This window comes from Streptomyces coacervatus, from assembly GCF_029223485.1.
Lineage (GTDB): Bacteria > Actinomycetota > Actinomycetes > Streptomycetales > Streptomycetaceae > Streptomyces > Streptomyces coacervatus.
On sequence record NZ_JARHTP010000022.1, the window covers coordinates 170292 to 184655 of the forward strand.

General features: G+C 68.8%; 12 protein-coding genes. 2 read left to right on the forward strand and 10 right to left on the reverse strand.

The window, feature by feature from the left end; genetic code table 11:
* Positions 1–15: 15 nt before the first annotated feature.
* The 4 genes from P2Q00_RS41400 to P2Q00_RS41415 all read right to left on the reverse strand — a co-directional run bounded on the left by P2Q00_RS41400 (position 16) and on the right by P2Q00_RS41415 (position 4313).
* Complete coding sequence (locus tag P2Q00_RS41400; protein WP_275779813.1) at positions 16–1371, reverse strand: hypothetical protein; 1356 nt, start codon at positions 1369–1371, stop codon at positions 16–18.
* The gene (locus tag P2Q00_RS41405) at positions 1361–1918 is read right to left on the reverse strand and encodes a DUF6114 domain-containing protein (RefSeq protein ID WP_275779814.1); all 558 of its coding nucleotides are present in this window, start codon (positions 1916–1918) and stop codon (positions 1361–1363) included. The genes P2Q00_RS41400 and P2Q00_RS41405 overlap by 11 nt, the downstream gene beginning before the upstream one ends.
* Before the next feature lie 131 nt (positions 1919–2049).
* Positions 2050–2682, reverse strand: a complete 633-nt coding sequence (locus P2Q00_RS41410) for a DUF6230 family protein (RefSeq protein WP_275779816.1) — start codon at positions 2680–2682, stop codon at positions 2050–2052.
* A gap of 647 nt (positions 2683–3329) precedes the next feature.
* On the reverse strand, positions 3330–4313 hold the full coding sequence (locus tag P2Q00_RS41415; protein ID WP_275779817.1) for a tetratricopeptide repeat protein: 984 nt from the start codon (positions 4311–4313) through the stop codon (positions 3330–3332).
* A gap of 203 nt (positions 4314–4516) precedes the next feature.
* Between P2Q00_RS41415 and P2Q00_RS41420 the strand changes: the two genes are divergently transcribed.
* Positions 4517–5146 (forward strand): TetR/AcrR family transcriptional regulator, encoded by a 630-nt coding sequence (locus tag P2Q00_RS41420; protein ID WP_275779818.1) that lies wholly within the window; start codon positions 4517–4519, stop codon positions 5144–5146.
* A 13-nt stretch (positions 5147–5159) separates the two neighbouring features.
* Here P2Q00_RS41420 and P2Q00_RS41425 read toward each other — a convergent pair whose 3' ends face one another.
* The 4 genes from P2Q00_RS41425 to P2Q00_RS41440 form a co-directional block, all read right to left on the reverse strand.
* Positions 5160–6167 (reverse strand): trypsin-like serine peptidase, encoded by a 1008-nt coding sequence (locus tag P2Q00_RS41425; RefSeq protein WP_275779819.1) that lies wholly within the window; start codon positions 6165–6167, stop codon positions 5160–5162.
* 107 nt (positions 6168–6274) lie between these two features.
* Positions 6275–7975 carry a coenzyme B12-dependent isobutyryl-CoA mutase large subunit gene (gene icmA / locus P2Q00_RS41430; RefSeq protein WP_275779820.1) on the reverse strand — a complete coding sequence of 567 codons (1701 nt, stop codon included), beginning with the start codon at positions 7973–7975 and terminating at the stop codon, positions 6275–6277.
* Between the two features lie 268 nt (positions 7976–8243).
* A complete protein-coding gene (locus tag P2Q00_RS41435; protein ID WP_275779821.1) occupies positions 8244–8582 on the reverse strand; it encodes a DUF3817 domain-containing protein in 339 nt (112 codons plus the stop codon).
* 43 nt (positions 8583–8625) lie between these two features.
* On the reverse strand, positions 8626–9135 hold the full coding sequence (locus P2Q00_RS41440) for a MarR family winged helix-turn-helix transcriptional regulator (RefSeq protein WP_275779822.1): 510 nt from the start codon (positions 9133–9135) through the stop codon (positions 8626–8628).
* 191 nt (positions 9136–9326) lie between these two features.
* Here P2Q00_RS41440 and P2Q00_RS41445 point away from each other — a divergent pair, with 191 nt between their 5' ends.
* Positions 9327–10325, forward strand: coding sequence for a glycoside hydrolase family 6 protein (locus P2Q00_RS41445; RefSeq protein ID WP_275779824.1), 999 nt, complete (start codon positions 9327–9329; stop codon positions 10323–10325).
* Positions 10326–10365: 40 nt separating this feature from the next.
* Here the strand turns inward: P2Q00_RS41445 and glxA are convergent, their stop codons facing one another.
* Both glxA and P2Q00_RS41455 read right to left on the reverse strand, forming a co-directional pair.
* Positions 10366–12399 (reverse strand): radical copper oxidase GlxA, encoded by a 2034-nt coding sequence (gene glxA / locus P2Q00_RS41450; RefSeq protein WP_275779826.1) that lies wholly within the window; start codon positions 12397–12399, stop codon positions 10366–10368.
* Positions 12400–12403: 4 nt separating this feature from the next.
* Positions 12404–14200, reverse strand: a complete 1797-nt coding sequence (locus P2Q00_RS41455; protein ID WP_275779828.1) for a glycosyltransferase family 2 protein — start codon at positions 14198–14200, stop codon at positions 12404–12406.
* Positions 14201–14364 lie beyond the last annotated feature (164 nt).

The following is a 14364-nucleotide window of genomic DNA, read 5'->3' on the forward strand; positions in this document are numbered from 1 at the left end:
GGTCTGTGACGGCGCTCAGCCGGTTCCGTCGGTCGTGTAGACATGCATGCCGGGCACATGCAGGGTGCCGCCGAACTGAGCGGCCTGGACGACCTTCACGTTGGTGAAGTAGATGAACGGGATGTTCAACGGCGGCGGGCTGTCCGGACTGAACGTGATCGGGATCAGACCGAACAGGTTCCCGGAGATGGACTCCGTGTACATCGTCGTCGCGCCGCCGGTGATCGTGGACGTCGTACCCGACCCGGCCTGCACGTGGTAGGTCTTGTTGATGTCGGTGTCCTTGACCGTCTGGTGCAGGTCGCCGATGTCGGTGCCGCCGGAGATGACGTACTTCAGCACCTTCTTGGTGGTGCCGTTGGCCATCTTGACCTTGACGATGCCCTGGTAGTCGGCGCTCTTCAGCGTCAGCGAGCTGGCGTTCAGGTACCAGGGGTCGTCCGCCACCGGCACCTTGTTGTCGACGCCGCCCGTGTCGTCCGTGGCGGCCTTGCAGTTCGCCGCGTCCGTGGACGAGCTCGGCGAGGGGCTGGCGGAGGTGGCCGATTCGGCCGCCTTCTCAGCCGCCTTGGTGGCCGCCTCGGCCGCCTTGGTGGCCGCCTCGGCCGCCTTGGTCGCCGTGTCGGTCGTGTCCTTCACGGTCTTGCCCACCGTGTCGGTGACCTTCTTGGCCGTGTCCTTGACGGTGTCCGACGCGCTCGTGCCCGAGGACCCCGAAGACGCAGAGTCCTTGCTCGCGCTCGCCGAGGCGGACGGCGTGGGCGTCGGGCTCGCGCTCGATGTGGAGCTCCCGCTGCCGCCGGTGAAGATGCCGGTGATCGCGTTGCCGAGGTCGTCCAGCAGACCGCCACCGCTGCTCGCGGACGCCGAAGGGCTCGGCGTGGCGGTGTCGCTGCCCGACGTGTCCTTGCCGGAGCTCGACGAAGCGGACGGCGTGGGCGTGGCCTTGTCGTCGGAACCTGAATCCGACGAACCAGTCTTGCCCGAGCCCGACGTCGAGTCCGAGGAGTCCTTGGACGTGCCGGCGGTGGACGAGGGCGAGGGCGTCGCCTTGTCCGCGGAGTCACTGGAACTCGCCGAGGCGGACGGCGACGGCGAGGCCGACGAACTGTCCAGCGCGGCGACACAGTCCTTGTAGTCGTTCGCGGCCTGGCTGTTCGACGTCGAGCCGCCGCTGTCGGCCAGCGCGAGCGAGGACGTGAAGCCCATGCCCATGATGACCGCCGTCGGCATCGCCACGGTGGCTATCGCCTTGCCCGCCGGCATGTGGAACCTGGTGAACAGCGGCTTCTTGGGTGCCGCGTGGCGCGGCCCGGTTCTCACACGGGACTCGTCCACATCAGTCCCGTGGGTCACCTCGTCAGCCGGCACTGTGCCTCCCGTTCGCCCCGTTCGCCGGGCTCGTTCCTGACAGATCGATCGGCTCGCCCACCACGGGCTTGAGGATGGTGGTGTCCGGGTCCTGTGCCTGCGGGGCACCGCCCGCTCCCGGCACGTCCTCCTGCGCCGCCTCGGCCGGCGGCTCGCCCGGCGCCCAGGCCACGGCCATCGCCCCGCCGACCAGGGCGAACAGGAAGCCGATCAGGAACCCGCCCAGGTTGGACACGGGGATGGACACCAGCCCCAGCAGAATCGCCGCGACGCCCGCGAAGGTACGCACGTGCTTCTGGAACCACAGGCTGAAGCCCAGGACGATCAGCAGCACGCCGATGATCAGGGACCCGGCGCCCGCGGTGGTGGCCATCGCCAGCGTCAGATGCCCCACCTGCAGGTGGGCATACGGGAAGTAGGCGATGGGAAGTCCGGCGAACATGACGAACAGGCCGGCCCAGAACGGCCGCGTGCCCCGCCAGGCGCGGAACTGCACCCTCCGGCGACTGAACTGGCCGGCGGCTACGGCAGGAGTCTCGGCGCTCATGGAAAACAGCTCCCTGGTGCGGCTTTGCTGTGGTGATGGTGCTGTGGTGGTGAGTTGCAGTACGTGTGAAGAAAGTGGTGGAAGGTGGACGGGCGGGGGCGCCATCGGCTCCCCCGCCCGTCACCGAGTGCCTAGTAGCACTCGTGCGTACCCGTCTGCACGGACATCTTCAGCCCGCTCAGCTTGAAGGTTCCGGCAGTGGTCGCCCACGCCGTCTGCTGCACCTTCGACAGCGAGGCGTGCTCCGCCTGCTGTGCGAAACCGTTCGGGTTCGCGGCGTCACCGCTCTTGATGCCGGGGCCCTTGCTGGCGCTCCCGGCAGCCACACCGATGTCGATGTTCTTGAACGTCGCGTCGGCGCTCAGGTCATCGAGGTCGATGTACAGCTTGCTGGCCTCGACCGGCGTGCCACTGCCACCCGCATGCAGGAGCAGGCTGACGCTGCCCAGTATCGGGATGTTCGGGGTGACGACGGACTGGCACAGGTTGGTGATGGTCGCGGACTCGAACGCCGAGACCGCCACCGGGTGAACCGTCTTCTTGCCGTCGAGGGTGTACCCCGAGTCAATGGCTCCGTACTGCGAGAAGCCGTCACCTTCCAGCGAGTCGGCCGACACCTTGAACTGCTGGCCGGACACGCTGAACGACGCGGCGAGAGCGCCCTGCGCGAGGGCGACACCTATCGCGGCCGTAGCGGCGACGCTGGGCACCATGACCACAGCGAACCGCTTCCATCTGGTCCCGCCACGCACCTGGGACTCCATATTTCCTCCTTCTCGGACGTACATCTCCTGGCCCTGACTGCCCCCAGTTGGCGGCTCAGCCGGGCAGGGATGGGAGAAGTGCTACGTCCTCGGGAAGGAGAGCGCCCGTACTCGGAGGCGCTGAAACCGCGCACCGATCACCGGCGATCACCCCCGAGCGACAACCACTGGTCGCGCCTGACACGCATCACGCACAACCTTGCTGGACAGGCTTCGCCGAGCGGCGAAGACCCCCCTGCCCAAGAGCCGGCGCCAGTGGCGTCGACTCTGCTCGGTGGGGACCCAGGAACTCCCGCGACCCAACCGGCTGTCGGGGTACGGGAAAGGACCGAGCGTCGCCGATCGTGGTGCATTCTCGCCGCCCGCACAAGGGGCTTCGTTACTGGGTAGTAACGGCCGGATAACCGAAGGACGACCCACAGGTCTCGGGCGGCGACGGAGGGTGCAGCCGAGGGCCCGGACAAAACTATTGATCGTTGGACAGAAACCGACAGATCAACGCCCGAAACTTACTTGCAGTAACAGCGGCCGCGATTACCAAGTTTTGGTAAAGCGCGGCCGCACTGACGTTCCATCGGCAAATCTTTCACTCGGGCATCACATGCCCTGGCGTTTAGCGACTGGTCAGAACCGGGCCGCCGCCCCGCTCAGAACAGTGCACGCGCGAGCGCCCTGCGGGCCCCCGCCACCCTCGGATCATCCGCCCCAACAACCTCAAAGAGCTCCAGCAGTCGCAGACGTACCGTGTCCCGGTCGTCACCCGCCGTACGCTGGACGGTGTCGATGAGCCGCCCGAAGGCGTCCTCCACATGACCGCCGACCAGATCCAGGTCCGCGGCGGCGATCTGAGCCTGCACGTCGGCCGGCTTCTCGGCGGCGTCCTTGCGCACCCGCTGCGGGTCGAGGCCCCCCACGCGCTGCAGCAACTCGGCCTGGGCGAGGCCCAGTTTGGCCTCCGGATTGCCCGGGTCGTCACTCAGCACATTCCGGTACGCCTGCACCGCACCGCCGAAGTCCCCGGAGTCCAGGGCCCTTACGGCCGCCTCGAGCAGCTCGTCGTACGGCCCGGCCGGCGCCGCCTCGGCCGCGGGGGCCTGGCCGGCGCCCGGCTCGGCGTCGGGGTCGACCGTCAGACCGGTCAGACCGAAGCGCTGCTCGGCGACCTGCACGAGCTGGTCGAGGGTCTCCCGGATCTGCTGTTCGCCGGCGGCCCCCTGGAAGAGCGGCAGCGCCTGCCCCGCCACCACGGCGAAGACGGCCGGGATCCCCTGGACCCCGAACTGCTGCATCAGCATCTGGTTGGCGTCGACGTCGATCCTGGCGAGGAGGAAGCGCCCGTTGTATTCGACGGCGAGCCGCTCCAGGACGGGGCTCAGCTGCTTGCAGGGCTCGCACCACTCGGCCCAGAAGTCGATGACGACGGGCACCTCGGTGGACCGCTGCAGGACGTCGCGCTCGAAGGAGGCCTCGTCGACGTCGATCACCAGGTCGGCCGGGGAGACGGCTCCCGTGCCGCCGCCCTGCCGGGCGGCTTCGGCGCGCGCCTGCTCCGCCTTCGTCTTGGCCTCCTGGGCCGCCTTCACCGCGGCGAGGTCGACGACTCCGCTCATGGACATGTTCCGTGGCTGCATGCGTCTATCCTCCCCCGTTCCCGCGCATGAATGAAAAGCGTTGAGAAAGCCGGTCCTGTTGCGTTCTGTTCGACGCCGGGTCCCCACCCCACGCCAGCGGTTTCGCTACGAGTCGTAGCGTAATGGCACCGAGTGCCTCCCGGATACCACCCCCCGGTGATCTCCCTCACTGCCTCACAGGAACCGCCCGTTATGGTCGTGGGATGCAGAGCCGCACCCCCGACCGACGCGCCACCGGACGCCCCCGCAGCACCGAGGCGGACGCCGCGATCCTGGCGGCCACCCGCGAGGCCCTGGTCGAGCTGGGCTGGTCCAAGCTCACCCTGGGAGACGTCGCGACACGGGCCGGGGTTGCAAAGACCACGCTCTACCGCCGCTGGTCCGGCAAGAACGAACTGGTCGTGGACGCGGTGGCCGAACTCTTCGACGAGCTGGAGCTCCCGGACCGCGGCAGTCTGGCCGCCGACATCGAGGGCGTGGTCCTCCAGTTCGCGGCGATCCTGGCCCGCCCGGAGGCGGCATGCGGCCTGATGGCGGTGGTGGCGGAGTCGACCCGCGACGACGCCCTGCGGGAGCGGATCCGCACCTCGATCGTGGAACGCCAGAAACGCCTGGTCCTGGAGGGCCGCTGCCGCGGCGAGGAACGCGGCGAACTGCCCCCGCAGACGGACCCGTTCGAGTCGGCCCGCACGGCCGACCTCATCTTCGACGTGGTCGCGGGCGCGGTGGTCCACCGCGCCCTGGTGAGCGGACACCCGGCGGACGAGGACTGGGTCCGTGCCTTCACGGCACTGCTCCTCGGCGGACTCGTAGCGGGCACCCAGCAGCCGTAGCGGTGTTCCGGTGCTACGACGCCGGGCTCGCCGGAGGGACACCGGCGACGGCGTCGCCGTACAGGGCCCGGACGTTCTTGCCGAAGTAGGCGCTGTAGGAGATCTGGGGGGTGTAACCGCCGGTGTGGTAGCCGCCGATGACCCCGATCACCGCCCAGCCGCCCGGCCACGGCACCAGCATCGGTCCGCCGCTGGTGCCGTCCACGAAGGCGTCGCAGGCGATGCGGGGGTAGCTGCCCGGCTCGGCGGGGTCGTCGCTGTCCCAGCGGGTGGTCCGGCTCCAGCACTCCAGCGGCTTCTCGGCTCCTCCCGGGTAGCCGATCATCCGCACGGGGGCGTGGTGGTACCCGGTGCCGGTGAGCAGCTGCACCCCGCCGGTCGCGTCCTCCAGCGGCGTGCCGTCCTGGTTGGGCTCGGTGACGGCGAAGCCGTAGTCGTACTCGGCGCCCGCGTGCTCCCCCAGGTCGTAGTACTGCTGCGGGACGTAGACCCCGTTCGCGCGGACCGGGAAGACTCCGTAGGGCTTCTGGCCGTCGTGGTACCGCGGTACGAAGGCCAGGTTGCGGCGCGGGGAGGTGCCGGAGTAGCCGCGCAGACAGTGGCCGGCGCTCAGCACCAGGTTGCGCCCGGGGCTGCGCACCACGGAGCCGCTGCAGGTGCGCCCGGTGCCGCTGACGTCGGTCCAGAAGAAGGTCCCCACCTGGGACATGCCGTCGAAGCTGTGACTGGGCGGGATGTACTCGCCCGGCTGCGGACCGTCCACCGCCGGGGAGGCGGTGGAGGAGACCGAGTCCGTCTCCAGGCCGGAGGCGGCGGAGTTCGCCTCCAGGCCGGTGTCGACGGGCCGTGCGGCCGTCAGCCGGGCCGCGCTCCAGTAGGCGTCGAGCCGCGCGGCGAGGGGGTTCACCGGAGCCTTGCCGCCATGGGCGGCCGCGACCGGGGCGAGCGCGGCACAAGGCAGCAGGGCCGCTGCGACCGCGATGGCGGCGCGGGCCACCCTGGGTCTGAAAAGCCTACGCACCGTCAGTTCCCCTGAGGATCGGCAGAGTCGACGGGCCGATGGTATGCACGGGAACGATGATGCAAAAGGAGGCAGGTCACATTTCTGTCACGCTCACCCGGTGGGCGTCAGAAACCTGCCGGCTCCGTGTACACCCCCCACTCGTCCCGCAGCACCCCGCAGATCTCCCCGAGGGTCGCCTCGGCGCGTACGGCGTCCAGCATCGGCTCGATCATGTTGGCGCCGTTTCGCGCGGCGGCGAGCATGCCGTCCAGGGCGCTGCGTACGGCGGCCTCGTCCCGAGCAGCCTTACGGCCGCCCAGCACGCGAATCTGCTCCCGCTCCACCTCATGGCTGACCCGCAGGATCTCCAGGTCCCCGGTGACGGACCCGTGGTGGACGTTCACGCCCACGACCCGCTTGTCGCCCTTCTCCAGCGCCCGCTGGTACTGGAAGGCGGACTCCGCGATCTCCCCGGTGAACCACCCGTCCTCGATCCCCCGCAGAATCCCGGACGTGACCGGCCCGATCGGGTGCCGCCCGTCGGGATGCGCCCGCAGCCCCCGCTCCTTTATCTGCTCGAAGATCTTCTCCGCGTCCGCCTCGATCCGGTCCGTCAACTGCTCCACGAACCACGAACCACCCAGCGGATCGGCCACGTTGGCGACCCCGGTCTCCTCCATCAGCACCTGCTGCGTCCGCAGCGCGATCTCCGCGGCCTGCTCGCTCGGCAGCGCGAGGGTCTCGTCGAGCGCGTTGGTGTGCAGCGAGTTGGTCCCGCCGAGCACCGCCGCGAGCGCCTCCACTGCCGTACGCACCACGTTGTTGTACGGCTGCTGCGCGGTCAGCGAGACCCCGGCGGTCTGCGTGTGGAACCGCAGCCACTGCGCCTTCTCGCTCTTCGCCCCGTACACGTCCCGCATCCACCGCGCCCAAATGCGCCGCGCCGCACGGAACTTGGCGATCTCCTCGAAGAAATCGACGTGCGCGTCGAAGAAGAAGGAGAGGCCGGGGGCGAACACGTCCACATCCAGCCCGCGGCTGAGCCCCAGCTCCACATACCCGAACCCGTCGGCCAGCGTGTACGCCAGCTCCTGCGCGGCCGTGGCCCCGGCCTCACGGATGTGGTACCCGGAGACGGACAGCGGCTTGTACGCGGGGATTCCGGCCGCGCAGTACTCCATCAGATCGCCGATCAGCCGCAGATGGGGCTCCGGCTGGAACAGCCACTCCTTCTGCGCGATGTACTCCTTGAAGATGTCGGTCTGGAGCGTGCCGTTGAGCACCCCCGGATCGACGCCCTGCCGCTCGGCGGCGACGAGGTACATGCAGAAGACCGGAACCGCCGGCCCGCTGATGGTCATGGAGGTCGTCACATCCCCCAGCGGGATGTCCTTGAACAGGACCTCCATGTCGGCGGCGGAGTCGATGGCGACCCCGCAGTGCCCGACCTCCCCGAGCGACCGCGGATCATCGGAGTCGCGCCCCATGAGCGTCGGCATGTCGAAGGCGACGGACAGCCCGCCCCCGCCGTTGCCGAGGATCATCTTGTACCGCTCGTTGGTCTGCTCGGCGTTCCCGAACCCGGCGAACTGCCGGATGGTCCACGTACGCCCTCGATAGCCGGTCGGATACAGCCCGCGCGTGAAGGGGTACTCCCCCGGCCACCCGATGCGCTCGAACCCCTCGTACGTGTCTCCGGTCCGGGGCCCGTACACCGGCTCCACGGGATCCCCGGAGAGCGTGGTGAAGTCGGCGTCGCGCTTGCGCGCACTGTCGTACCGGGCCTGCCAGCGACGGCGGCCCTCCTCGATGGCGTCAGCGTCCATACCTTCGAATTTACTAGGACGTCCTAGTAAATGTCGAGGGCAGTCGTCCGACAGAGAAGGACGATCATCCAGGGTTCGACCTGACCCTGCCCCCGGAGCAGTTTGCGCGGCTCCAGGAGCTCGGGGCGCTCTCCGCTACGGCGAGTACGTAGTCTCCGAGGTGAAGCGGGCCTGGCCGCCATCACGTCGGTCAGCCGGCGAGGTGACCGGCAGCTGTAGAGCACGGATACGGACCCGGCGGGAAGCCCGCCGGGTCCGCACCCACGGTTCATGCCTTGGCGACCACGGGCGAGCCCTCGGCGGACTTCGCCTCCAGCTCGTGGCTGATCTTCCGCTCGACGAAGAAGGCGGCCGTCGGGATCGTCCCGGCGAGTAGCACCCACAGCTGCTTGCCGACCGGCCACTTCGCCTTGGAACCCAGGTCGAAGGCGAAAATCAGGTAGACCACGTAGAGCCAGCCGTGCGCGATGGCGACGACGCGGGTGAAGTCCGCGGCACCGGCGACATCCAGGCCGTACTTGGCGATCATGCTCAGGCACAGCAGGACCAGCAGGACACCGGTGACGTAGGCCATGACGCGGTAGCGGGTCAGCACGCTCTTCTTCATGGCGTCGAGCGTAACCGCCCGTTCCGGGAGATCTTGGGCCGGGTCATTCCTCCGCGAAGTCGTTGGCTGCCACCCGCAGCGGGCGCAGCATCGCGAAGATCTCCGCGCATTCCTCGGCGTCGTACGCACCGAGGCCGAAGTCCATCGCCATCAGGTCGCGGGTGGCCGCCTCGACGACCTCGCGGCCCTTGTCGGTGATGGAGGCGAGGGTGCCGCGCCCGTCGTTGGGGTTGGGGCGCTTGGCCACCAGGCCCGACTTCACCAGGCGGTCGACGGTGTTGGTCACCGAGGTGGGGTGCACCATGAGCCGCTCGCCGATCTTGGACATCGTGAGCTCGCCCTCCTTGGAGAAGGTGAGCAGCACCAGCGCCTCATACCGCGCGAACGTGAGTTCGTACGGCTTGACCACCGCGTCGACCTCGGCCAGCAGGATCTGGTGTGCGCGCATGATCGAGGTGATGGCCGCCATGGACGGCACGTTTCCCCAGCGCCGCTTCCAGAGCTCGTCGGCGCGGGCGATCGGATCGAAGGGAAGACTGAGCGGCTTCGGCACGGCACCGACCTTACCGGCCGGTCACATGCTGGTCAGCCCCGTCTCGTGTTTCGGTCCGCCGGGCCTCCAGGGCGGGCACCGGACAGCACGGCTGCCATGTCGGACCCGCCGCGCTCAAATCCCTTGTGCAACGATTAATGGAGAATACTGACGAATCATCAGTAAATGTCACCCTCGCCCCAGGGAGCAGCATGTCCCGGCTGATCCACACCCTCGCGGCTCTCGCGGTCCTCGGGCTTGCGGCGGGCTGCTCGTCCACGTCCGGCTCCGACACGGCCGCCGTGGCGGGCAACGCCTCGAAGAACGCGAGACGCGCGGGCGCCACGGACTTCTGGGTCGACCCGGCCAGCCCGGCCGCCGAGCAGATCAAGGAGTGGCAGCAGTCGGGCCGCGCCCAGGACGCGGAGGTGCTCAAGCGGATCGCGGACGAACCGCAGGCGCTGTGGCCGGCCGGCGAGATCGACCCGGGGCCCATCGTGAAGACGGCCACCGCGTCCGCGGCCCAGGAGGGACGTACGGCGCTCTTCGTGGCGTACGACATCCCGCACCGCGACTGCGGCCAGCACTCGGCGGGCGGTGCGGCGGACGCGGACGCGTACCGGGCGTGGATCGGGCAGTTCGCGGACGCGCTCGGAGCCGGCAAGGCCCTGGTCGTCCTCGAACCGGACGCGGTCTCCCACATCGTGGACGGCTGCACGCCGGGCGGGTACCACGACGAGCGCGAGGAGCTGCTGAAGGAGGCCGTCGTCCGCCTCAAGCAGCAGCCGAACACCAAGGTGTACCTGGACGCGGGCAACCCGGCCTGGATCCGCGACCCCTGGAGGCTGGTCGACCCGCTGAAGCAGGCCGGCATCGAACAGGCCGACGGCTTCTCCCTCAACGTCTCCAACTTCCAGACGGACGAGATCACCAAGGCGTACGGCCTGGAGCTCTCCGGCGACCTGGGCGGCAAGCACTTCGTCATCGACACCAGCCGCAACGGGAACGGCCCCCTGCCCGGCGCCTGGTGCAACCCGCCCGGCCGCGCACTGGGCACCCGCCCGACGACCGACACCGGCGACCCCGCCCTCGACGCCTACCTGTGGATCAAGCGGCCCGGGGAGTCCGACGGCACGTGCGGGGGCGGGCCGGCGGCGGGGAAGTGGTGGCCGGAGAACGCCTTGGAGCTCGCGCGCAACTCCAAGGCGTAGCAACCGAGTTGCATCGTCCGGGTCAGGTCGGCGGGTTGGATCACTTGACCTGGATCCACTTGGCCTCGGACGGCGTGCCCGTCGCGTCCGTCACGAAGAGCATGTACCAGCCGGGCGGCACCAGGGCCGGGTCCTTCGGCACGTCGACCGTCACCGAGTGCGCGTCCTTGGTCAGGCCCAGCTCGATGGAGCGCTGCTCGACGTCGGTCGTGTGGGTGACCGCGCTGGGCCGCATCAGCCGGGCCTTCGCCACCCGTTCGGGGTGCTCGGTCCGGAAGGTCGCGCGGCGCTGCTTGCCGAGCGCCCGCGGGCCGCCCTCCAGTACGGGGCGGTTCTTGCCGCCCCGGTGCAGCGCGGGCGGTGTGAAGACCTCCATGCGCTGCTCGAAGTGACCGAGCTTGGTGTTCTGCTGGTCGTCGAAGAGCGGGTCGGAGCCGAAGGTGGCGACCCGGCCGTCGGGCAGCAGCAGCGCCTCGGAGTGGTAGTTGCGGCCGACGGTGGGCGACGCCGCCTCCTGGAAGGAGTTGCTCTTCGGGTCGTAGAACTGCGCCTTGAAGATGTTGCTGGCGCTGCGGCCGCGGTAGTCCTCGGAGCCGTTGGTGGTGAACACCGTGTCGTCCGGCATGATCACGCTGTTCAGGTACCGCGTGCCCTGCGGGAGGTTGGGTCCGTCCTCGAAGACCGGGTTGTCCTTCTTGAGGTCTACGACGGCCGTCCGCGGGGTCGACCTCTTGGACTCGCCGACGCCCCCGCCGCCGAGGATCATCACCTTCTGGTCCTGCGCGGGCGGCAGGAGCAGGGACGAGGAGGTCTCCGTCTCGTCGGGGTCCCGCAGCCCCAGCACCTTCCGGAAGGTGTTGGTCTTCAGATCCCACAGACCCGGTTCCCGGCCCTGGTCGGCGGGCCCGTAACCGGCGTTGGAGGCCGGGTAGAAGAGCTTGCCGCCCTTGGTCAGGAAGAGCGCGGGGTAGGTGGGGAAGTACCGCTTCGGGCCGGGTGACCACTTCTTGGTCCTGGGGTCGTAGATCTCGTTGTCCCCGGGGTCGATCTGGCCGACGTCGTCCAGGCCCGAGACGGCGAGCACCCGCCCGTCGTCGAGACCGACGAGGGTCGGATACCAGCGGGCCTTCTGCATCGGGTCGACGGGCACATACCGCTCGGCCACGGGATCGAACTCGTAGGCGGCGCGGATCCCCTGGAAGTCCTGCTTGTCGAGGGTGATCTTCTCGCTCAGCCCATAGGTGTTGGCCGCGTCCTTGCCGGTCAGACCGACGATGTCGTACTGCGCCTGGTTCTCGGTGACGGACATCGGACCGGCCTCGACGGCCTCGACGAAGACCCGGGCCTCGCCCGCCACCACCGGCGCCGGTGCCTGCGCCTGCGCCTGCGCCTGCCCGAACCGTGTCGCGCCAGTGCCGCGGGCTGCGGGCTGGGCCTGGGCCTGGGCCTGGGCCTGGGCCTTCGGGACGGTGACGTCGAACCTGCTGACGTATTCGACGCCCGCGGGCGAGCGGAAGCGGGTGCCCTTCTTCAGGTAGACCGCCTTGGCGGCGTTCTCGTTCTTGATCCGCATACCGCCGCCGGCCCGTTTGACCTCGCCGTCAAGCAGTTCGTAGCGGGCGGTGCCGCCGGCCACCAGGAGCCGTCCGTCCGGGAGTTGGGCGTGGCCGGAGCAGAAGAAGTCGTCGGGGGTGGGGATCTTCTTGAAGGTGTTCGCCTTCGGGTCCCACAGGACGGTGTCGAAGGACCCGGCGTTGAATTTCCTCTGTTCGTTCCCCGACCCGGCGACGATGAGCACCTTGCCGGTGTGCAGGAGAGCCGCGTGGATGGCGTTGGTGCGGTACTCCGCGGGGATGTCGACTCGGCTCCAGGAGCCGTACTTCGCCTGGTACGCGGGCTGGGCGATCTTGTACTCGTGGTACTCCTCGCCGGCGAACTCGACCACGGCAGGGGCGTTGAGACCGGCCAGGACCACGACGCCCCCGACCCCGAGAACGGCCCTCCTGGTCACCCTGCTCCTGGGGCTCTTCTGGTACTTGTGCTGCCGGTACTTGTGCTGCGCATTCCGGGCCATGGCGCTAGTTGCCTCCTGTAGTGGATCCGGAGACCGGGGAGCCCGCGCCGCTGGTGGCGAGGGCGGGCTCCGTACCGTCGACGGCACGGGCGGTCCGGTGCAGTGCCTGCCGCTCCCGCCGCTCCATGAGGAGCGTGGCGCACCACACCGCGACCGGCGCGAGGGCAATGGCGATGGCCAGGACCGCCCAGGTGCGCATGGCCGCATGGGTGTGGTCGAGGACGACCGAGGCGGCCAGGGAGGTCGCGAGGAGGATCGCCCAGAAGAGGTGGATACGGAAGGTGAGCAGCCGGTCGGCACTGGCGTCGGCGCCCTTGGGGGTCACGACGAACCTGCTGGGCCGGCGGACGAGCGCCTCGCCGAAGGACTTGAGATAGATGGGCGCGGCCAGGGCCGACATGACCATGCCGGCGAGGCCGCCGGACCCCTCCGGTTCATGGGGGGAGATGTTGTGCCGCCGGTTCCACAGATACAGCCCGATCTGCAGGGCGGCGGCATCGCTGTAGAGCATCAGCCACACAGAGGAGGCGACCTCGGTACCGGAGGCCCCGAACCAGAGAAAGAGAACACAACTCAGAATGCCCAGAAGCCAGTTGACGGCGGTCATGGGGTAGTAGACAAGCATCAGGGTGTACGAGAAGAGGCGCCCCGGAGGCATCTTGAACACTGCCTTCCAGTACTGCTTGAACAGCGTCTCGTACGTCCCCCGGGACCAGCGCATCTGCTGGGTGAAGAAGTCGGTCCAGGAGGCAGGACCCTCCCCGACGGCGAGCACATCCGGCGTGTAGACGGACCGCCAGTACCGGCCGGTCGCGGGATTGCGGCGCTGATGTATCTCGAACCCGGTGGCCATGTCCTCGGTGATGGAGTCGTACAGCCCGCCGATCTGCTTCACGGCGGCGATCCGTACGACGTTGTTGGTACCGACGAACATGGGCGAGCGATACCGGTTCCCGGCCCGCTGGATCAGCGCATGGAAGAGAAACTGCTGCGACTCGGCGGCTTTGGTCACGGGATGTTCGGCGTAGTTCCCGTACACCTGGGGCCCCACGACGAAGGCGACATCGGGATCCCGGAAATAACCCATCATCCGCTCCAGGAAGTTGGGGCGCGGGACATGATCCGTATCCACAGAGGCGAAGAAGTCGTACTCGTCGCCGTGCAGGTCGATCCAGGCGTTGTAGTTGCCGTGCTTGGTCAGGGCCTTGTGCACACCCTTGGGCCGGTTCCACTGCGGAACCCCGCGCCGGGTGAAGTGCCGGACTCCGAGCTCCGCGCACAGGGCCTTCGCCTGCTCGTCGTCGCCCTCGTCGAGGAGCCATACGTCGAGGATGCTGCCGGGCCCGTCGTGGGTGATCCTGACTGCCCCCTCAAGGGTGGCGCGGACCATGGAGAGGGGTTCCTTGCCCGGTACGTACGTGGTGAGAAAGGCGACGCGGGTGCCGGCTTCGGCGACGACCGGGACGGGGTCACGGGCGACCAGCGTGGCGTGTGCGACGGAGGCGACATTGACGACCATGAAGAACTCGATGAGCCCGATGGATATGAGCATCGTCATGTCGAGCCAGCCGAGCCAGCTCGCGCCGCCGTCGCGCTCCACCCAGTGGGTGGGCCAGACGAGATAGACGAGCAGGGTGCCGGTGAGCACCGGCGCGAGGGTCATCAGCAGAACGGCCTGTATTCGGCGCGGCTCACTGGAGAGGAGCGAGGTGTACTGCACCTGGTACGAGGCGCCGGTCGGTTCCGTGAGAGGTCCGGCCAGTCGGCTGTGGGTGTCGTATTCGTAGCCCTCCGACTGCACGGCGCCCTCCAGTGAGTGAGGTGAGATCGGGGGACGAATACCGATCACTCCATACAAAAGTGGAGTTTTGGGGGCATGGCGACCTGGGGGCGGCCAGGCGGGTGGGGGCCCTGCATTCCTGGGGCCGGGGATCGATCTCTCAGCCCGTCCGGCGTTTGAGGACG